Genomic DNA, 20,436 nt, shown 5'->3' on the forward strand with positions numbered 1-20,436 from the left:
ACTCTTTCAGACTGGAACCGATCCAGACGCGGCTTGTTGGGTTTCGGTCATTGTCCCGGCGAGGCCGTCGGATGAGAGAACCGCTCGACACAGTTAAGCAGGATCGTCGCACCGCCCTCGGCTTGATGGCTGGTACAGGCGTCACCGCTTCCGTGCTCCTCCTCCCGGGATGCTCCCCCCTTGTTCAAAAGAGCGAGGAACACGAGAAGGATCGCAGTGGCGAAGTCGCCGCCAACGAGGATCTGATGCGTGAGCATGGCGTGCTGCGCCGAATCCTCATCGTTTATCGCGAGATCGCGCCAAGGCTCGCCGCCGGTTCTGGCCCAATCGATGCGGGCGCGATCGCCAGCGCCGCCGCCCTGTTTCGTGAATTCGGCGAACATTATCACGAGCAACTGCTCGAGGAGCAGCATGTCTTTCCACTGGTCCGGAAAGCTGGCGGTGAAGGTGCTGGTCTGATCGATATGCTGATGACGCAGCACCAGCGCGGTCGTGCAATCACCGATTATATCCTTGACCGCACCAAAGGGGGCAAGATCGCAACGGGGCAGGGCGAAGTCCTAGCAAATGCTATGACGGCATTCTCGCGGATGTACGAGGCCCATGCTGCGCATGAGGACACGGTGATCTTTCCTGCCTTCAAGGCATCGCTCGGACAGAAAAGCTACGACGAACTCGGAGAGCAGTTCGAGGAGATTGAGCACCAACGCTTCGGCGGGGACGGCTTCGACATGGCACTCGACAAGGTGGTCGACATCGAACACGCACTTGGGATTGCCGATCTCGGCGCGTTCACCGCACCGGCGCCGCCAGCGCTATAGTCGCCAGGATCCGAGGCATTCGTCGCGCACCGCGGCAGACTCGCCTGTCCGGAAAACCATCGATTGGCTGGCACATCTCGGACGGTTGCCGCCCTCTCGGCGTCGGAAGGGGGAGCGGCGTGATCACAGCGACTCTGTCACGCGTCAGTTCGGGTAGACCTTGATATCCTTCACGATCATGTCGGCCGAGCCGTCGGCATAGTCGCCATCGGTTTTCACCGCGACGTCCATGATGGAGATACCAGTGGAAGCCGGCGTAAGGCGATCTTGAGGATCGCCTGATCCCCCGGCGCAGAACGGCGCCGACAGCGGATGGTGAAGATAGTGCGGGTGCCTCATGCTGTTGGCCCTCGTCCGCTCTGGCGCGTCTTGGCGAACGCCCGGTCGCTCTCCAGGAAGGCACGCAGCATATAGGGGATCAGGTCGACGACCGCCTCGCTCTGTCCGTAGGTCTGGCGATATGCGTCGGCATAGTCGGCGAGCGCCTGGTTGAGATCGGGCGTAATGCTGATCGTCAGCTTCATCGGTGTGCGGTCGGGAAGCTTGGGAAGCTTGAGATCGGACATGGGGCACCTATTCGGCAGGAGCGAAAACCAGATCGCGGTGCACGACAAGGCGCACTGGTGCGCCGGGCCGGATGGTGATCGTCGGCTGGATCTGAAGGTTGCGGGACGTGAGCTGATCGCCGGCCCGCGCGACATTGGCTTGGGTCGACTCCCGGATCGCCTGCACGAGATCGCTTTCGCCGGTGAAGGTGAGGTTGGAGCCGATTCCCAGCAGGGTCGATAGGGCGACCCCCTTGAGGAGGGACCAGGTATGGAAGTCGACCTTGTCCTCGAGCCCGGCATATCCGGCCGGGTCGGTGGCGGACACATTGTCGATCCTGAGCGATCGTCCGTCGGGGAAGACGATCCGCTGCCAGACGACAAGGGCACGCCGCTGGCCGAAGGCGACGACGCTGTCGTAGGCGCCGATCAGCCGCGCGCCTTGCGGAATGAGGAGGATCCGGCCCGTCGGGCTATCGAACACGGGTTCGGTCACCTGCGCGATGACCAGGCCCGGCAGATCCGATCGCAGGCCGGTGATGAGACTGGCTGCGATCACGCTGCCGGCGGAGAGCAGGTAAGGTGAGGGAGCCGCTCGAACGCCGTGCGGGTTGATGTCGCCGCCAGGGTCTCTGGCGGCAACGAAGTCCGCCTTGCGCTGCTGAGCATTGGGATCGCGGTCGGGATTGAGCGTGAGCTGGCCCTTGTCCTCCGCCTGCACATCAGACGCGCCGGCAACCGGGTTGGCGGGTGCCTCCCGGTCCCCGCCCTGCACCAGCAGGCCGGACTCGCGTGCCGCGCGCCGCTGCCCCGCGAGCCGCTCGCGCTCGGTCGCGGCCGCGTCGGCCTGCGTCGGCGGGGTCGTGGCGACACCTTCCGACCCGAGTGCCCGTTGATGCTCGAGAATTGGCCTCCCGAGGTCTCCCGGAAGCGGCGGGCCGAGCTTCGGCAGGTCGCCGTAGCTGCGCGGGAGCGCACTCAGCGTGTCGGTCGGCGGCTTGGCAGGCTCGCTCGAATCGTCGGCCTGCGGCGTCAGAAGGAGGCTGCGCGGCTTGAGCGCCAGCCAGGTCGTCGTCGTCAAGGCGATCAGCACGGCGCCCGCTAGCACGACGATCAGGCTGCGCTTGAAGCGGATCGCCGGCGCAGGCCGCGCCCTCAGCGCCATGGCCTCCGGGTCGACCTTGGACGTACCCGCCACGGCAGCAGGAGCAGTGGCTTCCTCGCTCATGACGCCGCGTTCCGCTTGTCGGCGGCCTCGCCGCCAGTCCGGGTGATCCGCACGATGTCCTGCCTCTTCAGGCCCAGCCGCAGCTCGGCCGCGCCGAACAGCCGGTCCACGACGTAGTACCGCCCCCGCAGGCGATAGTTGACCAGCTGCGCCTGTCCTTGGGCGTCGACCAGGAATAGCGGCGGCGCCTCGCCTCGTGCCAGCGACGGCGGGAACTCGATGAACGTCTGTCGTCCATCGTCGAACGCGCGCAGGGGGCGCCATGCCGGCCGGTCTCCCGAGATCGCATAGCCGAAGTTGAGGCGCTCGACGTCGAGTCCGGAAGCGACTGGCGCGGCCGCGGCCGCTGCGGCTTCGGTCCGCTTGACCGCAAGCAGCTCGCCCTGGGGATAGGACCAGGCGAGCGCGGCCATGGCCGGGCCGGCGGTGCTGGAAAGCGCGACATGATAGGTCCGGCGGTCGGTGGTGATCACCAGATTGGTGGAAAGCCCTGCCGAGAAGGGCTTCATCAGGACGTGCACCCGCTTGTCGGCGCCGGTGCCGCTGCTGGTATCGCCGATCACCCAGCGCACGGTGTCGCCGCTCGCGACCGCCACGAGCGATTCTCCCGGTTGGAGCTCGATATCGGTGACCCGTTCCGGAGCGGTGTCGACCCGGTAGATCGCGCCTTCGGCATACGGCAGGACCGCCATCGCATTGATGAAATCGCTGCGACGCGGTTGGACGGTGGCAGCGCTGCTTGCCGCGCCGATTGCGTCCGGCGCTGCGGCACGGCGTTGCATCGGCGCGGGCGTGCCGGGGTTGCGCGGCCCGGCGACGGCGTCTGCCGAGGCAAGTGCCGGCGCGATGGCGGATATGGCGAGGAACGACAGTTTCATGGCTGGTTCTCCGGGATCAGTCGCATGGAAGCTGGAGCAGGGTCGCGATCGGCCGGTGCGGTGCCGCCGGCGCTGTCGGCACCGCCCTCCACGGCGGCGTCGCCTGGCGAGGCCGGCGGCTCGAGCTCGCGGCTCCAATCGATCGCGTCGATGTAGAGGCCGAGCGGATTGTGGCGCACCGCGTCCGCCGACGAGGGTGGGCGGCGCACGACGGTAAGGATGGCGGTCCACTTCGAGCTGCCGGTCTGCACTCCCCGCTCAAAGGCAGTCTCGGTCCATTTGACTTGGAACGAGCGCTCCGACGCGCGGACGACGCTCGTCACCTGCACCGATACCGTCTTCTCGCCGATGGCACCGAAGGGGTTGGCGGAGCGCGCGTAGTCACCGAGAAACTGTCCGCCTCGCCTGGTTACGAAGTCGTAGGCGGCGAGCCATTCCCGCCGCATCAGCACGGGATCGGTCGAGATCGACCGGACCTGTTCGATGAACCGGGCGAGATGCCAGGCGATCTGGGCATCGCTCGGTCGATAGTCTCGTTCGGCTTCGGTCACGGCACGGGCTTCGCCCAGGCGATCGACCTCGACGACGTACGGCACGACACGGCTCTGGAGCGACTGCCAGACGAGCGCTGCGGACATCGCCGATGTGAGCGCGAGCCCGCCGAACGCCATCAGTCGCCAGTTGCGCGCTTGCACGCGGGCGGACCCGATCCGCTCGTCCCAGAGCTGTCCGGCGCGTTGATAGGGCGTCTCAGGCTCGGGCGTTCGCCCGTAGCGTTGGACGCTTCGCTTGAAGCGCATGGTTCAGTCCTCCTTCTCTTTGATGTTGGGCGCAGCGGAGCCGCCGCCGCGGTCGCCCTCCTTCAGCGCCTGGAGCGCGACATGGCGGCGGTGACGGGCGTCCTCATGGCGGCGGAGCGAGCGGGTCCAGGCCGGCGCGGTCTCGTCGGACGCGGCGGCGGACGCGGAAGCAGCCGTATCAGCGAGCGCCGACCAGGCAGCGTCGCGCCCCTTGGTCGCGGCATCGGCGAGCCCAAGGGCGGCGCCGGCTCGTTGGCGGGCGATGCCGCCGGCAGCGTGCGCGACGCCGCCGAGCCCTGCGCCGACGCTGGCCTCAGCCGAGGTCTCCCGGCCGAGCGCGTAGGCGGTCTTCGCCGCTGCGCCCATCGTGGTGCCGGCGCGGATCGCACCTAGGGCCGCGCCGCCGGCGAGGCGGGCCGCGCCGATAGCCCCGCCGCCAGTCAATGCGACCGCACCGGCGGCGCCGATCGTGGTCCCGAGCGCCGCGCCGGCGCCGAGCTGCGGTGCGCCGGTTACCAGCCCCGAGGCGACGCCGGGGCCGAAGATGCCGAGGCCGAACAGCGTGAGGCTTGCCAGCACCAGGCTCATCGCCTGGCCGATGTCGGGCTCCTGGTCCTGCAGCGCGGCGGTGAACTCGGCGAAGAAGCTGGAACCGATACCGACGATCACTGCCAGCACCATCACCTTGATGCCGGAGGTAACGACATGGCCGAGCACGCGTTCGGCAAGGAAGCTGGTGCGGTTCCACAGGGCGAACGGCACTAGGATGAAGCCGGCGAGGCTGGTCAGCTTGAACTCGATGACAGTGACGAACAGCTGCACGGCGAGGATGAAGAAGGCGAGGATCACCAGGCCCCAGGCGAACAGCAGCACCATGATCGTCAGGAAATTGTCGAAGAAGGTGGTGAAGCCGAGCAGCTTCGAGACTTGCTCGAGGAGCGGCCAAGCGGCCGAGAAGCCGGTTCCGGCGAGCCGGCCGGGTTTCATGAGGTCGCCGGCCGAGAGGGTGCCGCCGCCGGCGGTGAGGCCGGCTTGTGCGAACGAGCGGAAGATGATGTCGGCGAGGCTCGAGAACCGATTGAGGATCAGCGCGAACGCGCCGATGAACAGGATCTTCCGCAGGAAACGGCCGATGACGTCCTGCTCGCCGCCCATCGCCCAGAACAGGCCGGCGAGCGCGATATCGATGCCGATCAACGTCGTTGTGAGGAACGCGACGTCCGGCCCAAGCAGGCCGAACCCGCTGTCGATGTAGCGGACGAACACGTCCATGAAGCGGTCGATGACGTTGAGGTCGTTCACGGCGGCGGCTTTCGGCTGACCCTGAAGGGATGCCGCGGGACGTGAGCCCGGGAGCTCACCCACGCCCCGCGGCGACGGCGGCGGGAGGCGATACCGCCGCCGCCTAGGCCCGCCCGCTATCGGGGCGTGTAGGCGGTGCCGCTGCCGAGGAACCGTCTGGTTGCGGCGCGCGCATCGGATTGCGCCTGCGCGCGCCGCGCGGCCTCCAGCGCCTCGGCGCGGTACTGTGCGGCCATCAGGGTCTGGATCTGGAACTGCTGCTTGGCCGAGAGCGCGAGGAGCTGATTGGTCGCCTGCGCGGCCTGCAGCGCGCCCTCGGCGCCTTGGCTCTTCGCGACGATCGCGCCGAGCGCCTGGGCATCGCCGGCGACGTTCTCGACCACCTGCGCCTGCATCGTCATAGTCTGCCGATATGCCGCCATCGTGGCGTCGAGCCGGTCGCGCGCGGCGATCACCTGGGCGTCGGTCGAGAGCGCCTCGCCGAACCGCTGCGGGAACATCCGGCCGAACTGCTGGTCGAGCCCGGCGACGCGGAAGCGCAGACCCTGCGCCTCGCCCATCAACTGATCGATCTGCTGGATGGCGCGCGTGATCTGCTGGAGCTCGGGGAAGTCGATGCGGCTGAGGTTCCGCGCCTGGTTGAGCAGCATCATCGCCTCGTTCTGCAGCGACCGGATCTGATTGTTGATCTGCTGCAGCGTCCGTGCGGCGGTGAGGACGGTCTGGCTGTAGTTGGTGGGATCGAACACAGTGATCTGCGACGAAGCCGGTGCGGCGGTGAGCGCTATCGCCAGCGATGCACTCGCACCGAGGCCGAGCAGTCCGGCGGCAGCGGCCGCGAGGGGCGTGCGGCGTGCGGGCAGGCGTGTCATGGCGTCATCTCCTGGTCGGGTGGGATCGAAGGTCCCGGGAATTGGGCGATGAGGTCGGCGGCCCAGTCGAGGCCGCGCTCGCGTAGGAAGCGCGCAGCGAAATCGGCCGGGCTGGCGTCCGCCAGCAGTGCGTCGATTCGCGCCTGGGTGGCGGGATCGGCCGATCCGCAAAGGCTGAGCGCGATCGGCCCCAGGCCGAGCTCGAACAGGCGGTTGCCGCGCGCCGACTGCAGATAATAATGCCGTTTGGGCGTCGCGCGGCTGATGAGCTCGATCTGCCGCTCGTTCAGCCCGAACCGCGCATAGGCCGCGCGGCTCTGGGGCTCGCCGGCGCGGTCGTTGGGCAGCAGGATGCGCTGCGGGCAGCTCTCGATGATCGCGGGGGCGATGCCGCTGTCGGCGATGTCGGCGAGGCTCTGACTCGCGAACAGGACCGCAACGTTCTTCTTGCGGAGCGTCTTCAGCCATTCCCGGATCCGGGCGGCGAACAGCGGATGGTCGAGGAACTTCCAGGCTTCGTCGAGGATGAGCAGGGTCGGCCTGCCGGTGAAGCGCTCCTCCAATCGGTGGAACAGATAGGTCAGCACCGGCGCGACCGCGCTGCCGCTTCCCATCAGCGCCTCGGTCTCGAAGCACTGGATGTCGGCCATCCGGAGGTCGTCCTCGGCGGCGTCGAGCAGCCGGCCGAACGGGCCGTCGAGCGTATAGGGTGCGAGCGCGGCACGCAGCGCCGCCGACTGGAGCAGCAGCGCGAGCCCGGTCAGCGTGCGCTCCTCGGCCGGCGCCGTGGCCAGGCTGCCTAGCGCAGTCCAGACCGTATCCTTGACGTCGGGAGTGACCGCCACCGTCTCGTGCGCGAGCAACGAGCCGATCCATTCCGCCGCCCAAGCGCGCTCATCGGGCTGGTCGATATGGCGCAGCGGCTGGAACGCGAGCGTGGCGCCGGCATCGCCGCCGAGCCCGAGACCGTGGTGCGCGCCGCCGCACGCCAGCGTCGCGGCACGCGCCGAGCGGCCCATATCGAAGATGTAGAGCTGGTTGCCGGGGTAACGGCGGAACTGGAGCGCGATCAGCGCGAGCAGCACCGACTTACCGGCGCCGGTCGGGCCGACGACGAGCATGTGGCCGACGTCGCCTACGTGGGTGGAGAGGCGGAACGGCGTCGATCCCGATGTCCGGGCGTGGAGGAGCGGCGGCCCGCCGAGATGCGGGTTGGCTGATGGGCCTGCCCAGATCGCCGACAGCGGTACGAGGTGCGCGAGATTGAGCGTGTGGACGATCGGCTGGCGGACATTGGCGTAGGCGTGGCCGGGGAGGGAGGAGAGCCAGGCCTCGACGGCGTTCATGCCTTCGCGCTTCACCGTGAAGCCGAGCCCGTTGACGATGCGCTCGACCGCACGGACCTTCTCCTCGGCCCGGGTACGATCCTCGTCGGCGACGGTGATGGTGGTGGTGAGATAGCCGAACGCGACATGGTCGCCGCCGAGCGCCTGCAGCGCGAGGTCGGCATCCGCCACCTTGTTGTCGGCATCGCTGTCGAGGAGCTGCGTCGGCTGGTTGTAGAGCACCTCGCGCAGCAGCGCGGCCACCGACTTGCGCTTGTTGAACCATTGCCGCCGGATGCGCGTCAGCACCTTGGTGGCGTCGGTCTTATCGAGCGCGATGAAGCGGGTGGTCCAGCGGTAGGCGAAGTCGGCGGCGTTGAGCGCGTCGAGGATGCCGGGCCGGCTCATCGTGGGGAAGCCGAGCACGGTGAGCGTGCGCAGGTGGCTCTCCCCGAGCCTCGGCTCGAGCCCGCCCGTGAGTGGCGTGTCGGCGAGTACGCCGTCGAGATACATCGGCGTCTCGGGCACTCGAATCGGATGGTCGCGCGTCGAGACGGCGCGGTGGAGATAGGCGAGCGTCTCGGCGTCGTCGAGCGCGCGAACCTCGGGTATGAAGGCGCCGAACAGGTCGAGCAGGCGGTCGGTCTCGGCGACGAACTGGTGGAGCGCGGCGCGCCAGTCGCGATCGGGATTGCCGGCGGGCCGGTCAACGAGGAGCCGGCCGGTGGCGTCGGAGGCATCGGGTCCGGGCAGCCACAGGAGGGTCAGATAATAGCGGCTCTCGAAATGCCGCCCCTCCGCCTCGAAGGCGGCGCGGCGCTCCTGATCGACCAGCCATGAGGCCGCGTCGGGAAAGCGGCTGTCGGGATAGCCGAGCGCCTCGCGGCGCTCGGCCTCGAAGAACAGCGCCCAGCCCGAGCCGAAGCGCTTCAGCGCGTTGTTGGCGCGCGCTGCGGCAGACACCAGCTCGACGTCGGTCGCGCTTTCGAGGTCCGGCCCGCGGAAGGCGAGCGTGCGCTGGAAGCTGCCGTCCTTGTTGAGAACGATGCCGGGTGCGACCAGCGCCGCCCAAGGCAGATGGTCGGTGAGGCGATCGGCGCGCTGGCGGTATTCGTGCAGCGCTAGCATGCCCAATGGCCCTTCTGGCGCAGGTGGCGTAGCAGGATCGGCGCGAAATCGGGGTCGCTGCGCGCGGCGAACACGGCGAGGCTGTGGCCGATCGCCCAGAGCGCGAGGCCGGCGAGCCACTGCTGGAGGCCGAGCCCCAGCGCCGCCGCCACCGTTCCGTTGACGATCGCCAGCCCGCGCGGCGCGCCGCCGAGCAGGATCGGCGATCCGAGGCTCATGTGGATCGGCACCTCGAACCCTTCGATGTGGCCGCCGGCACTCATGCGATCAGGGCCCCGCCGCCGAAGCTGAAGAAGGATAGGAAGAAGGACGAGGCCGCGAACGCGATCGACAGGCCGAACACGATCTGGATGAGGCGGCGGAACCCGCCCGCAGTCTCGCCGAACGCGAGGGTGAGCCCGGTGGTGATAATGATGATCACCGCCACGATTTTGGCGACGGGGCCCTGGACCGACTCGAGCACCTGCTGCAGCGGCTGCTCCCACGGCATGCCGGAGCCCGCAGCGAATGCGGTGCAGGCGTTGCCGACCGTCAGCAGCGCTAGGATACCGATGGGAGCCGGGTGGGCGAAGCTGACCCGCGTGCCAGGGACCACGGGATGCTTGCGCAGGAACGCCAGCAGGAAGGCGAGCAGGACCAACGCGGCCGCCAGCTTGGTCGCGGGGCCGAGCAGCAGGTCGAGCGCGATGCTGCCGGTGGCCGGCGGATCGGGCCGGGCGATGAGGTTCGCCGCGAACAGCGCGAACAGAGCATCGTGCAGGCGCGGCTGGATACGGGCGAGACGGGAGGGAGTGGGCGAGGTCATGCGCAATCTCCTGAGGGCGGGAGGGGCGGATCCGGGAGGAGGTCGACGAGGCGGTAGCCGCCGTCGGGATCGAGCCCGGCGACGTGCATGACCGCCTCGACCCGTCGACCGGTCCCACGTCCGGCGATGAACACGACGATTTCGATCGCCTCGGCGATCAGGCGGCGCGGTACGGTGACCACCGCCTCCTGGATGAGTTGCTCGATGCGATTGAGCGCGGCGGGCGCGCTGTTGGCGTGGACGGTGGCGATGCCGCCGGGATGGCCGGTGTTCCAGGCCTTGAGCATGTCGAGCGCCTCGGGGCCGCGGACCTCGCCGACGATGATGCGGTCAGGCCTGAGGCGCAGGGTCGAGCGGACGAGGTCGGCCATGGTGACGGCGCCCGGCCGGGTGCGCAGTGCAACGGTATCGGCGGCGGGCGATTGGAGCTCGCGGGTGTCCTCGATCAGGATCACGCGCTGGTGGAGGTGCGCCATCTCGGCGAGCAGCGCGTTGGCGAGGGTGGTCTTGCCCGAGCTGGTGCCGCCGGCGACGAGGATGTTGCTGCGCGCGACGACGGCGAGCGACAGCAGGCGCGCCGCCTCGGCCGACATGATGCCGTCACTCACATAGTCCATCAGCGTATAGAGGCGGGTCGCCGGTTTGCGGATGGAGAAGCAGGGACCGAGCGCGACCGGCGGCAGCAGGCCTTCGAAGCGCTCTCCGGCGCCTTGCCCATGCGGCGGCAGCTCGGCGGAGACGATCGGCCGGTCGGCGTGGACCTCGCCGCGGGCGTGCGACGCCACGAGGCGGATGATCCGCTCGACTTGCGCGGGATCGAACCGGACCAGCGTATCGGTAATGCCCTCGCCGAGCCGATCGAGGCGGAGCGCGCCGTCGGGATTGACCATGATCTCGAGGACCTGGCTGTCGGCGAGCGCTGCCGAAATGGTCTCACCCATGGCGGTGCGCAGCATGGCGCGGCGCCGGTTTTCGGCGATGGAGCCGATGGCGCTCATGCCGCGCCTCCAACGCCCGGGACATGGCCGATCGTGCGCTTGCCGGCGGCGAGCTGGCGGCCGACCTGGGCTACGAATCGCTCGAAGCGGTCGCGACCGACCGCAGCGGCTGCGGCATCGGCGTCGGGCAGCGGCGCCGTCACCATCAGCTGGTAGCGGACGAACAGCGAGAGGCTCTCGAGCAGCACCTCGATATCGCGCCGTGCATGCTCGATCTCGCGGGTGATGCGGTCGAGGCGCAGCTTCAGGAGGTCGTCGATCTCTCGGGTAGCCCGCCGTGCCAGCCAATCGGCGAGCGCGGCATTGACCAGCCGCGACTTGTTCCCGGCGGTGCCGGCCGCGAGCGCCTCCAGCGCGTCGGCGAGCTCGCGGTCGATATAGAGGTTCTGGCGGACCTTCATGACTTAGAGCCCCGGCACGAGGTCGCGATCGCTGCCCTGATTGAGGGCGTATCCGCGGGCGACGGCGCTGAAGCCGCGCGCCTGGTCCATCGCGTGGCTGTCGGCGGCGATGTCGTCGTCATCGGCGACGGCAGCCCCGGGATTGGGCGCCGGCTCGGCAGGCTGCGCCACTGGCTCGGGCAGGCCGGGATGACGCTGCTGCTCGAGTCCGCCGTCCTCGGCTGCACCCTCGGCATCATCGGACTCGCCGAGACGGGCGTCGGTGCCGCGGACGAGATCGCCCCAATCGTTGAGACGCGCGTCGGGACGGTCGGCATAGTCGCCATCCGCCAGCATGGGCGGCGCCGTCACGCGCCGCGTGAAGTTGCGATCGGCGAAGTAGCGCAGCTTCCTGGCACGGATCGGCGCCATGCCGGAGACGAGCACCAGCTCGTCGGTCGGCGGGAGCTGCATGATCTCGCCGGGGGTCAGCAGAGCGCGCGCGGTCTCCTGGCGGCTGACCATGACATGGGCGAGCCATGGCGCGAGGCGGTGCCCGGCATAGTTGCGCATCGCACGCTGCTCGGTCGCGGTGCCGAGCGCGTCGGAGATGCGCCTGGCGGTGCGCTCGTCGTTGGTCGCGAAAGCGACACGGACATGGCAGTTGTCGAGGATCGAATTGTGCTCGCCGTAGGCCTTCTCGATCTGGTTGAGCGACTGCGCGATCAGGAAGGCGCGGATGCCGTAACCGGCCATAAAGGCGAGGCTGGTCTCGAAGAAGTCGAGGCGTCCCAGCGCCGGGAACTCGTCGAGCATCATGAGAAGCTTGTGCCGCCGGCCCGGTCCGGACTGGTCAAGACGCTCCGTCAGCCGCCGGCCGATCTGGTTGAGCACCAGGCGGACGAGCGGCTTGGTCCGGCTGATGTCCGATGGCGGAATGACGAGATAGAGCGAGAGCGGCCGCTCGGCGTCCACCAGGTCGGCAATCCGCCAGTCGCAGCGCGCGGTGACCTCGGCGACGGTGGGATCGCGGTACAGGCCGAGGAACGACATCGCCGTCGACAGCACGCCCGAGCGCTCGTTCTCGCTCTTGTTGAGGAGCTCGCGCGCGGCGGAGGCCACCACCGGATGGACGCGCGGATGTGCGTCGGTGCCGAGATGGTTGGTCTCCATCATCCGCTTGAGCGTCGAGACGAACGGGCGCTGCGGATCGGAGAGGAAGGTTGCGACGCGGGCGAGGGTCTTATCCTCCTCGGCGTAGAGGATGTGGAGGATCGCGCCGACCAGCAGCGAGTGGCTGGTCTTCTCCCAGTGATTGCGCCGCTCGAGCGCGCCTTCGGGATCGACGAGGATGTCGGCGATATTCTGGACGTCGCGGACCTCGTCGGTGCCGCGGCGGACCTCGAGCAGGGGATTGTAGCGCGCCGAGCGCGGATCGGTGGGATTGAACAACAGGCAATGCGAGAAGCGCGACCGCCAGCCGGCGGTCAGCTGCCAGTTCTCGCCCTTGATGTCGTGGATGACGGCCGAGCCGGTCCAGCTGAGCAGCGTCGGCACCACCAGGCCGACGCCCTTGCCTGAGCGGGTCGGCGCGAACGCCATGACATGCTCGGGGCCGTCATGCCGGAGATAGCGCGGACCGAACCGCCCGAGCATTATGCCTGCATCGTGCAGCAGTCCGGCGCGTTCGACCTCGCGATCGGTGGCCCAGCGGGCGGACCCGTACGTGGTGACGAAGCGCGACTGACGTGCCCGCCACAGGGAGCCGGCGATCGCAGCGCCACAGCCGACGAACCCGCTCGCGCCTGCCAACGTGCCAGCGCGGTCGAACACGTGCGGCGCATAGGCATCGAAATGGTACCACCAGGGGAATAGCGCCCAGGGCTGGTAGATCGGCAGATTCGCGATACGGAACCACGGCGGACCGAGCTCGGGCTGGTAGGCAAGCATCGCGGCCGCCCACTGCGTGCCGGCCCACATCCCCAGCAGCACGATCGCGAAGACAACCAGGATCTGTCCGATGAGCAATTTGGTGGGCGTCACGTCGAGGCTCCCGCCGGTCGACATGCGGTCGATCCGAGCGGGCTCAGACTCTGCCTAGCGGTGCGAAAACTGAATGGCGCTGATGGGCCTTGATGGGCCGGGAAGGGCTAGCTTTGGCGATCGACCAGGCACGCGCGGTGGTCAAAGTCCGGCAGCGATCCGCAATTCCTTGAGCCGCTCGCGTGAGACCTGCTCAACCAAATCGCGGAGCGTACGCACACATCCGAGGATCGCGTTCAGCTCCTCGACGTCGATCTCATAGGCCGTCGAATAGCGCGCCTCGACGTAGGCGCGTTTGAGCAACTGGAAGCGCCGGCGGTCGATCCGGCGCTCGCGCGGCCACGCCTCGATCAGCCGCGGCTCGTTATCCTCGGCGAGGGAGCGCAGGAATTTGATGTTATGCGAGCGCGGGAAATAGAGCGTCCGCACGAGCAGGAAACAGATGTAGGCGCGCTCGGTTGTCTGGTGCAGCAGGAAGGCCGCATCTTTGTATTCGCTTTCCCCAATGGCAAACCGCGATAGTTTGATCCCACTGTCGATCTTCTTGAGCCACTCTTCGAAATAGGTCTTTGCCATCTGATAGGCGTCCGCCGAGGTGAGTGGCATCGGCCTCGCCAACGGGTGACACGGCAGCTCGTAAAGGACGATCCCTTCCCGGGCGATATCGACCCAGAAATACTCGCCACGTTTGAGCGACTGATTCACCTCGTCGAGCGAATGGACGATGATGTTAACCGGCCGCCGGATCTCGGCGTCGCGCAGAATCCGGTCCTCGGCAACATACCAGTAATGGGCGATGTCGGTGAGGTCGTCGTGGCTGACCACCACGAGCAGGTCGAAGTCAGACTGATAGCCGTTCTCAGCTTCATCGACCCAGTCGCCCCGCGCATAGGAGCCGAACAGGATGATCTTTAGTATTTTGCCGTTCCTGCGGCTGGGCGTCGTCGCTCTGGATATTGCCTCGGCGAACTCCTCCATTAGCACGCGCTGGATCCGCTCCAGCTCGCCCTGCTGTACCGCCGGCAGATGATCGACATCCCTTCGCATTAAGGCCTTCCATGCGGTAGACACGCAAACGCGCCCGGCCGAACCTCTGCTATTAACATTTTCGATCCTGCGAGCGGCAAGTCTGCACTCGGCTCATCAGCCCACATAGACGCAGGCTCATCTGCCATAGGCAAATTTGGGGCGATAGCTCTCGATCAGCTTCGCTTCCTCATCCTCTTCCTCATCCGGATCGGGCGGAAGATTCTCGCTCGTCAGTACCGTTAGCGTGAAACCATATTCTCCGAGCCCGATTACCTGTTCGTCGAGCTCGATCTGGGATGAACTCCCGAACCAATCGTTGAGGGTCGTCAGCTCACAGGCGCGTCTCGCTGCCTCAACGTTGACCCTGTCGGCGTTGAAGCGCCGCGTCAGCGTTTGTGGAAGGGCGCAGCCCCTGCGCAGGAAGTTCAGGCGGCCGAGCTTTTTGAAACCTTCCGAAAGGAAGGCGTAGCGCACTTCATCACTCCTGCTCATCACAATTGCCATTGGGTAGGGACTGCACTCTGCCGCGCGGATCGCCGACGCGGTGAGGGAGCATTTCGATATCTCGGCAAGCGCTTCGATGCCCTCGAGACCGATCTGTTCTCGGTCCAGCTCAGCCTGGACCAGCCGGGTCGGCAACAACAGGCCGGAGGCGAAATGGTCGGCCTCAAGCTCGATCGCGGAATTCCCCTCGGTAAAGCCCGCTCGCGAGATATGTGCCGGAGCAACTTTGAGGATTTCTTCCGGGTGCCCATCCAGGAAATAATGCCCCAGCTCGTGGCCTATGGTGAACCGCTGAAATCCGTCGCTTTTGATGTCGGTCGAGTAAAAGATCCCGACTTCGTCTCCAAAGATAATGCCCCCACTGACGCCAACTTGATCAGGTCGCTTTGGCACGACCAAAATGTCTTCAGCCGAAGCGATCACGAATGGATCGATCGGAAAGGTGTCGAACCCGTGCTCCTTGGCCTTTCGCTCCCCGCATTGGCGAGCCCAGGAGAGCCGGGCCTTGCTCATTCTTCGCCAGCCTCCCGCTTCTTGGTCATGAGGTCGATCATCATCTGGATGTGTTCCCGGTCATGATGCGAGAGCTGCTCCTCGCCGCGAAAAGCGGTGGTGGCGCCTTCCATCGTCGGCGAGCGACCAAGCAAGAAATCGGAGGACACGCTCAACGCCTTGGCGAGGGCCCGGACATTCGCGAATGATGGCTTTCGCCGGTCCCGCTCGAAATGTCCGATCGCGGCGGCCTGCAATCCCGCCAATTTGGCGAGTTCGGCTTGGCTAAGGCCGCGCTTCTCGCGCGCCTGGACCAGCCGGTCGCCAAAATCGTCGCTACCTTCGGTCGTCATTGACTCTACGTTATCCATTCCTGTATAGCTACGATATCGTAGGTAGATCGATTGGCCCCCTCGGGGCATTTTTTTGATCGTATCTATCTACGAAAACGTAGGTTTTTATATGACGACTCGGTGGGGTCGTCAAGCAGCGTGAGGACGGGAACATGACGAAGAAGCCTGAAGTGACGAGCAAGCGGGCGGCTACTGCCGCTTCGAAGGTGTTGCGCGACCCCAAGTCGAGCAAGGCAGCGAAGACTGCAGCCGCCTCGGCGCTGACGCAGCGCCCCAACCGCAAAAAGTAGGAGGCCAAGTTGGCGAACGACAAGCCCAAGAAGACCGTAACGATCGTCGTCGAAGGCACGGAGCATGAGTGGCCGAAGGATGAGATCAGCTACGCCGAGGTCGTGACCCTGGAGGTGCCGGACTACGCGCAGCATCCCGAGATCACATATTCGGTCACCTACAAACGCGGCCACGGCAACAAGCCCGAGGGCACGCTGGTGCCGGGCGCCTCGATCAAGGTGAAGAACGGGATGAAGTTCAATGTTTCGGAAACTGGTCAGTCATAATCCGGATCTCGGGCGCTTGGTCGAGCGCGGCTACGCGGTCGCGTTCGACAGCAATTGCCTGATCGTTCGCGACATCCCGTATCTGGACCGGGAAGGCGATCTACAGTGGGGCGCAATAGTCGCTAAGCTCGTCTTCGTCGATCACGAACGGGTTCAGCAGGATGACCACCAAGTCTATTTTGCCGGCACGCATCCGCATCAGCTGGACGGCACACCGATTCGCAACCTGGGCGGTGGCGCAACGACGATCCAGTTGACCGCAGCTTGCGCCGATGTGGTTGTGCAACGCTCTTTCTCGAACAAGCCGAAGGCGACGGGAAAATTTGAGGACTTTTTCGAGAAGATAGAAAGCTACGTCTCGGTCATCGCCGGCCCGGCGATGGCAAAGTTCGACGCAAACCCATACACCTTCAGATGCAGGGAGGAGATTGCGCCGGACACGATCTTCAAGTTCCAAGACACGCTCACCTCGCGCGCTCAGATCGGAGATCTCAATGAAGGTTTTGCCGAGGAGGTGGTGGCCGTCATCGGGCTTGGGGGGACGGGAGCCTATCTGCTCGACCTGCTGGTCAAGACACCGGTGCCCGAGATACGCGGCTTCGACGGTGACGGCTTTCATGTCCACAATGCGTTTCGCTCGCCTGGGCGGCTCGACGGAACCGAACTCGGCCTGAAGAAGGTCGAAGTCTATGAGGGGCGCTACGAGAATTTCCGGCACGGCTTGCGACTTGAGGCGACTTATATCGACGAGGGCTCCGCAGATGCGTTCGCCGGTGTGACTTTCGCATTCGTGTGCGTGGACAAGGGATCGGCGCGCGCTGCGATTTTTGAGCTGCTGGTCTCACTCGGCATTCCGTTCATCGATGTCGGCATGGGCCTCAAACGGAAGGACGGGCCGCTCAACGGCATGCTCCGGGTGACCTATTACTCGGCGGAAGACGCCGCGCAGATGTGCGAGCGTCAGCTCGCCGAACTGTCAGACGTGCCTGACAATCTCTATCGTGCCAACATCCAGATTGGAGAACTCAACGCGCTCAATGCGTGTCTGGCACTCATCAGGTATAAGCAGCTTCGGGGCTTTTATCGCGAAGAAGAGGCGCTCAAGCATTTGTTGTTCGGCGTTGGCGACCTTCGCATCACCGGAGAGTCCAGCTTTGACGACGTTTAGGCTTGCGCGTGTGCGCACAATGCCAGCTCAGATCGAGCCGGGCATCCTCTACGTGTCGGAAGAGTTTGAAACCGCTGCGCACCTGTGCGCGTGTGGTTGCGGATCGAAGGTCAGAACCCCCCTTGGGCCAACTGAATGGTCGTTCTGGGAGGATGCCACCGGTCCGACCCTATCTCCCTCGATCGGAAATTGGCAGCGGCCATGCCAATCGCATTATTGGATCAGGGGCGGCCAGGTCGAGTGGTCGACGCAGTGGTCCGCGGAGCAGATTGCCGCTGGCAGGCGGCGCGAGCAGATGCGTCGAGAAAGCTACTACGCCAAGCAGTATCCGAACGGACTCCTGGCGCGTTTCTGGCGCTGGCTGAAAGATTTGTTCGGAGGCTAACGAACGTTTTCGAGAGGCAGGAGGGGGTGATGGAAACCCACAATTTCGAGCGGCTAAAAGCGCACATTCTGCCGCTGTCGGAAGCTTCGACATTCGATATCGCACGTCGAGAATGGGATCTTGTTGGCGTCGAGATCAGCGAAGAATTCGATCACTGCCCGTGCGGTCAAGATATCAAGGAACATTGCTATATTCGGAACAGGTTGAATGGCAATTCGACCTATGTTGGGAACGTCTGCATCAACCGCTTCATCCAGATCGACACCGGCAATCTCTTCGAAGGCCTGAAGCGCATCGCAAAGGACATTTCCGCCAACGCGAACAATGACCTCATCGAACACGCCTATCGAATGGGCTATCTGTTTGGCGAGAAGGAATATCGGTTCCTGAAACAGACGGCGCTCAAGCGTAACCTCTCGTCCGCGCAGATAGCGTGGAAGCAGAAAATCAATCGACGAATACTGAGCAAGACAATCGTCCAGCGTCGAAGTGCGATCTGATGCCGATGCCCACTCGCGGGCACGGCTACAAACACCCGATCCACATACGGTGAATTACCAGCTGCATCCTCGACCAACCGCAGCGATGCCTGCTTTCGTGACTAGGCGATCCGATAGCTGCCGGTCTGCTATCGGCCCAGTTCCGGTCACGCCAGCGCACCGGTATCTCCGAATCCGGTTAGTTCACTGCCCTGTTATGCCGCTTCGATCATGGCTTCGCTGATCTCGGCCTTGACCCAATTCAGCAGCACCAAGTTGCGGATGGCTCCGGCCACGGCTTCGCGCTTTTCTTCGGACCGCCAAGACGGTTTCCAGTCCAGCACATAGTCCAATATGTTCTGTTCGCTGACGGTCGAGCCCGGTCTGCGCGCCTTGATCCACCGGCAGGCATAGATGATGGTTGCGACTTCCTCGGCCTGTTCGGTGCTTTTGATGCGGCTGAACAGGTCGGCCGTCTTGTCGATCTTCTTGCGGTGGAGCTCGATCTCCGGGCCCAGCTTGCGCCGGTCCTTTTCATATTGGGGGCTGACCCGGAAGGCGATCATCTTGCCGAGCTGCGCTTCCTGAAGCCAATTGCGGTTGGCGAAATCGTGAAGTGCGGCCTTCATGTCCCCCGAGAACGGGCCATAGCTTCCCTTGCCGAACTCAAAGCCGGTCGGCACTCTCATTTCGGTGAGGACATAGGCGATCTTCTGAAAAATCGTCCGCCCCACCGGGTTCGCATAGGGCTGCGCCTGAAGCTCGCGCAGCACTTCAACCAGGGCGATCCAACTCGGGTTAGGCTTCTCGGCCCTGATTCCCCGACCTGTCAGGCTGAGCTGCGACGGCGCAGCGAGGAACTCGGCCGTCAGCTCGCTCTTGGGCGTGCCGTACGGCGCATAGACCTCGACGTCGATCGGCAGCTCGTGGAGCTTGGCGTGGATCAGCGGCCCCACCTCCGACCAGGCCAAGCCACCGTTACCGCAGCCGAGCGGCGGCAAGGCCAGGCTGGTGATTCCCCATTCGGCGGCATGGGCGGCGAGGTAGTCGAGTCCGCGATCGATATCCGCCAACCGCGAGGACGAGCGCCAATGACCCTTGGTTGGGAAGTTGACGATCCGCGCACCCGTTTCATCGGTATAGAGATAGGGCTCACCCAGGCGCACCTCGCCGCGTGCGCAACGATCCGCATAGTCCCGCGCCATGCGAGGAAAGCGCTTCTTGAACTCCAGCGCCACGCCCTTGCCCATCACGCCGACGCAATTGACGGTATTGACCAGCGTCTGCGCCTGGCTGGCGAACAGGTCTCCGATCAGGGCTTTGAACATAGGATTCGTTACCACGGATTTGGCCGAAAGAACAGAACGGGATCAATGGTGGCTGTCATATGCGGTGCCTGAGCCGTCAGCCGGTCGTGGGCGACGGCATCGATCACGTAGGCGCCGGTCAGCAATTCCTGGGGAACGCGGTGCGGCACCAGCACTTCCGCGCATTTGCGGGACTTGTGCTGAAAATATCGTCTTGGATCGTCGGGGTGGGTCCAACTCTCGGCAAGCACGTCGTCGAAATTGATCAGCGCCCATTGGAGGGATGCAGGAAACGGGCATAGTCACTGGCGGCATTGCTGTCGGTGATGACGGCGCCCGGCATCGCCAGAACGTCGAGCGACACGCGGAGCACGCACAACGATCCGGCTTCGCCTAAACGTTTGTAAAGCATCGGGTTGCGGGCGTGGAAGTATAGGTTGGCATATTGGTGGAGTCGCAGGCCTTGGGGCACGCGCCGCTGATCGCGCCGGTCCTGCACAGGCTGCATGGCGACCGACGCATGCTGAAGCTGGGCGGCTCTTTCATAAGATAGGATGCCATGCGCCAACACCGACGGGAGGTTCGCGATCGGCATTATGCAATGCAGTTCGGCGACGCGCGGATCCATAGCGTCACGGCTTCGGCGACGAAGCTATCGGCGTCAAGGACGGGGGGCAACCGAGTACGAACATTTGGCGGCGATCGATCCAAATGCAACTAATCCAATAATAAACTATACATCACCAAAGCGCCGGCGGAGCCCCGGGCGAAAGGAGAGGTCGATGGCTGACGACAAGCTGCGCAGTTTCCACCTGACGAAGAAGGGGGATGCATGGCGCCTCGAACAAGCTGGCAGCGATCGCGCGGTCCGCACCTTTGGCCGGAAGAGTGACGCGCTGAAAGGGGGCGTGCTGAAAAGCGCGTTGGGAACGCAGGGCGGCTCCGTGAAAATCCATGACGAGAAAGGACGCATCCAGCAGGAGCGGACCTATCCACGGGCTAAGGATCCGCGGAAATCGAAGGGCTGACAGCCGAGG

26 protein-coding genes are annotated in these 20,436 nt (G+C 65.3%); 7 read left to right on the plus strand and 19 right to left on the minus strand.

The window, feature by feature from the left end; genetic code table 11:
• Positions 1–71 precede the first annotated feature (71 nt).
• The gene (locus LZK98_RS04575; RefSeq protein ID WP_233785224.1) at positions 72–821 is read left to right on the plus strand and encodes a hemerythrin domain-containing protein; all 750 of its coding nucleotides are present in this window, start codon (positions 72–74) and stop codon (positions 819–821) included.
• A gap of 144 nt (positions 822–965) precedes the next feature.
• Here the strand turns inward: LZK98_RS04575 and LZK98_RS04580 are convergent, their stop codons facing one another.
• The 16 genes from LZK98_RS04580 to LZK98_RS04655 form a co-directional block, all read right to left on the minus strand.
• Positions 966–1,160: a hypothetical protein gene (locus tag LZK98_RS04580; RefSeq protein WP_233785225.1), complete on the minus strand. Its 195-nt coding sequence runs from the start codon at positions 1,158–1,160 to the stop codon at positions 966–968.
• On the minus strand, positions 1,157–1,387 hold the full coding sequence (locus LZK98_RS04585; RefSeq protein ID WP_233785226.1) for a DUF2274 domain-containing protein: 231 nt from the start codon (positions 1,385–1,387) through the stop codon (positions 1,157–1,159). The genes LZK98_RS04580 and LZK98_RS04585 overlap by 4 nt, the downstream gene beginning before the upstream one ends.
• Before the next feature lie 7 nt (positions 1,388–1,394).
• A complete protein-coding gene (locus tag LZK98_RS04590) occupies positions 1,395–2,594 on the minus strand; it encodes a TrbI/VirB10 family protein (RefSeq protein WP_233785227.1) in 1,200 nt (399 codons plus the stop codon).
• Positions 2,591–3,472: a P-type conjugative transfer protein TrbG gene (trbG, locus tag LZK98_RS04595; protein WP_406693851.1), complete on the minus strand. Its 882-nt coding sequence runs from the start codon at positions 3,470–3,472 to the stop codon at positions 2,591–2,593. The genes LZK98_RS04590 and trbG overlap by 4 nt, the downstream gene beginning before the upstream one ends.
• Positions 3,469–4,272 carry a conjugal transfer protein TrbF gene (trbF, locus tag LZK98_RS04600; RefSeq protein WP_233785228.1) on the minus strand — a complete coding sequence of 268 codons (804 nt, stop codon included), beginning with the start codon at positions 4,270–4,272 and terminating at the stop codon, positions 3,469–3,471. Before trbF ends, trbG begins: the two co-directional genes overlap by 4 nt.
• 3 nt (positions 4,273–4,275) lie before the next feature.
• The gene (trbL, locus tag LZK98_RS04605) at positions 4,276–5,574 is read right to left on the minus strand and encodes a P-type conjugative transfer protein TrbL (RefSeq protein ID WP_233785229.1); all 1,299 of its coding nucleotides are present in this window, start codon (positions 5,572–5,574) and stop codon (positions 4,276–4,278) included.
• A 116-nt stretch (positions 5,575–5,690) separates the two neighbouring features.
• Entirely contained in the window at positions 5,691–6,446 is a 756-nt protein-coding gene (gene trbJ, locus LZK98_RS04610) for a P-type conjugative transfer protein TrbJ (RefSeq protein WP_233785230.1), read from the minus strand.
• The gene (trbE, locus tag LZK98_RS04615) at positions 6,443–8,899 is read right to left on the minus strand and encodes a conjugal transfer protein TrbE (RefSeq protein ID WP_233785231.1); all 2,457 of its coding nucleotides are present in this window, start codon (positions 8,897–8,899) and stop codon (positions 6,443–6,445) included. The genes trbJ and trbE overlap by 4 nt, the downstream gene beginning before the upstream one ends.
• Positions 8,893–9,162, minus strand: coding sequence for a VirB3 family type IV secretion system protein (locus LZK98_RS04620; RefSeq protein WP_233785232.1), 270 nt, complete (start codon positions 9,160–9,162; stop codon positions 8,893–8,895). Before LZK98_RS04620 ends, trbE begins: the two co-directional genes overlap by 7 nt.
• Positions 9,159–9,389, minus strand: coding sequence for a TrbC/VirB2 family protein (locus tag LZK98_RS04625; RefSeq protein WP_233786507.1), 231 nt, complete (start codon positions 9,387–9,389; stop codon positions 9,159–9,161). Before LZK98_RS04625 ends, LZK98_RS04620 begins: the two co-directional genes overlap by 4 nt.
• Positions 9,390–9,700: 311 nt before the next feature.
• Entirely contained in the window at positions 9,701–10,702 is a 1,002-nt protein-coding gene (trbB, locus tag LZK98_RS04630; protein ID WP_233785233.1) for a P-type conjugative transfer ATPase TrbB, read from the minus strand.
• The gene (locus tag LZK98_RS04635) at positions 10,699–11,103 is read right to left on the minus strand and encodes a CopG family transcriptional regulator (RefSeq protein WP_233785234.1); all 405 of its coding nucleotides are present in this window, start codon (positions 11,101–11,103) and stop codon (positions 10,699–10,701) included. The genes trbB and LZK98_RS04635 overlap by 4 nt, the downstream gene beginning before the upstream one ends.
• Before the next feature lie 3 nt (positions 11,104–11,106).
• Positions 11,107–13,125, minus strand: coding sequence for a conjugal transfer protein TraG (locus LZK98_RS04640; RefSeq protein ID WP_233786508.1), 2,019 nt, complete (start codon positions 13,123–13,125; stop codon positions 11,107–11,109).
• Between the two features lie 141 nt (positions 13,126–13,266).
• Entirely contained in the window at positions 13,267–14,172 is a 906-nt protein-coding gene (locus tag LZK98_RS04645) for a HEPN domain-containing protein (protein ID WP_233785235.1), read from the minus strand.
• A 117-nt stretch (positions 14,173–14,289) separates the two neighbouring features.
• Positions 14,290–15,171 carry an ImmA/IrrE family metallo-endopeptidase gene (locus LZK98_RS04650; RefSeq protein WP_233785236.1) on the minus strand — a complete coding sequence of 294 codons (882 nt, stop codon included), beginning with the start codon at positions 15,169–15,171 and terminating at the stop codon, positions 14,290–14,292.
• On the minus strand, positions 15,168–15,503 hold the full coding sequence (locus LZK98_RS04655) for a helix-turn-helix domain-containing protein (RefSeq protein ID WP_233785237.1): 336 nt from the start codon (positions 15,501–15,503) through the stop codon (positions 15,168–15,170). Before LZK98_RS04655 ends, LZK98_RS04650 begins: the two co-directional genes overlap by 4 nt.
• Positions 15,504–15,655: 152 nt before the next feature.
• Between LZK98_RS04655 and LZK98_RS04660 the strand changes: the two genes are divergently transcribed.
• The 5 genes from LZK98_RS04660 to LZK98_RS20655 are packed head-to-tail and all read left to right on the plus strand — an operon-like array spanning position 15,656 to position 18,113.
• Positions 15,656–15,793: a hypothetical protein gene (locus tag LZK98_RS04660; RefSeq protein WP_233785238.1), complete on the plus strand. Its 138-nt coding sequence runs from the start codon at positions 15,656–15,658 to the stop codon at positions 15,791–15,793.
• 9 nt (positions 15,794–15,802) lie between these two features.
• Positions 15,803–16,060 (plus strand): multiubiquitin domain-containing protein, encoded by a 258-nt coding sequence (locus LZK98_RS04665; protein WP_233785239.1) that lies wholly within the window; start codon positions 15,803–15,805, stop codon positions 16,058–16,060.
• On the plus strand, positions 16,035–17,228 hold the full coding sequence (locus LZK98_RS04670; protein ID WP_233785240.1) for a ThiF family adenylyltransferase: 1,194 nt from the start codon (positions 16,035–16,037) through the stop codon (positions 17,226–17,228). Before LZK98_RS04665 ends, LZK98_RS04670 begins: the two co-directional genes overlap by 26 nt.
• Positions 17,229–17,247: 19 nt before the next feature.
• Positions 17,248–17,613 carry a DUF6527 family protein gene (locus LZK98_RS20650; protein ID WP_406693857.1) on the plus strand — a complete coding sequence of 122 codons (366 nt, stop codon included), beginning with the start codon at positions 17,248–17,250 and terminating at the stop codon, positions 17,611–17,613.
• A gap of 29 nt (positions 17,614–17,642) precedes the next feature.
• Positions 17,643–18,113, plus strand: coding sequence for a hypothetical protein (locus tag LZK98_RS20655; protein ID WP_406693859.1), 471 nt, complete (start codon positions 17,643–17,645; stop codon positions 18,111–18,113).
• 194 nt (positions 18,114–18,307) lie between these two features.
• Here LZK98_RS20655 and darG read toward each other — a convergent pair whose 3' ends face one another.
• Genes darG through LZK98_RS04685 form a run of 3 tightly spaced genes read right to left on the minus strand, consistent with a single transcriptional unit; the run spans position 18,308 to position 20,027 of the window.
• Positions 18,308–19,420, minus strand: coding sequence for a type II toxin-antitoxin system antitoxin DNA ADP-ribosyl glycohydrolase DarG (gene darG / locus LZK98_RS04680; protein ID WP_233785242.1), 1,113 nt, complete (start codon positions 19,418–19,420; stop codon positions 18,308–18,310).
• 8 nt (positions 19,421–19,428) lie between these two features.
• On the minus strand, positions 19,429–19,650 hold the full coding sequence (locus LZK98_RS20660) for a DarT ssDNA thymidine ADP-ribosyltransferase family protein (protein ID WP_406693861.1): 222 nt from the start codon (positions 19,648–19,650) through the stop codon (positions 19,429–19,431).
• A 14-nt stretch (positions 19,651–19,664) separates the two neighbouring features.
• A complete protein-coding gene (locus tag LZK98_RS04685; RefSeq protein ID WP_233785243.1) occupies positions 19,665–20,027 on the minus strand; it encodes a DarT ssDNA thymidine ADP-ribosyltransferase family protein in 363 nt (120 codons plus the stop codon).
• A gap of 154 nt (positions 20,028–20,181) precedes the next feature.
• Between LZK98_RS04685 and LZK98_RS04690 the strand changes: the two genes are divergently transcribed.
• Complete coding sequence (locus LZK98_RS04690; protein WP_233785244.1) at positions 20,182–20,427, plus strand: DUF2188 domain-containing protein; 246 nt, start codon at positions 20,182–20,184, stop codon at positions 20,425–20,427.
• The last annotated feature ends 9 nt before the right edge of the window (positions 20,428–20,436 follow it).

This window comes from Sphingomonas cannabina (assembly GCF_021391395.1).
GTDB classification, from domain to species: domain Bacteria; phylum Pseudomonadota; class Alphaproteobacteria; order Sphingomonadales; family Sphingomonadaceae; genus Sphingomonas; species Sphingomonas cannabina.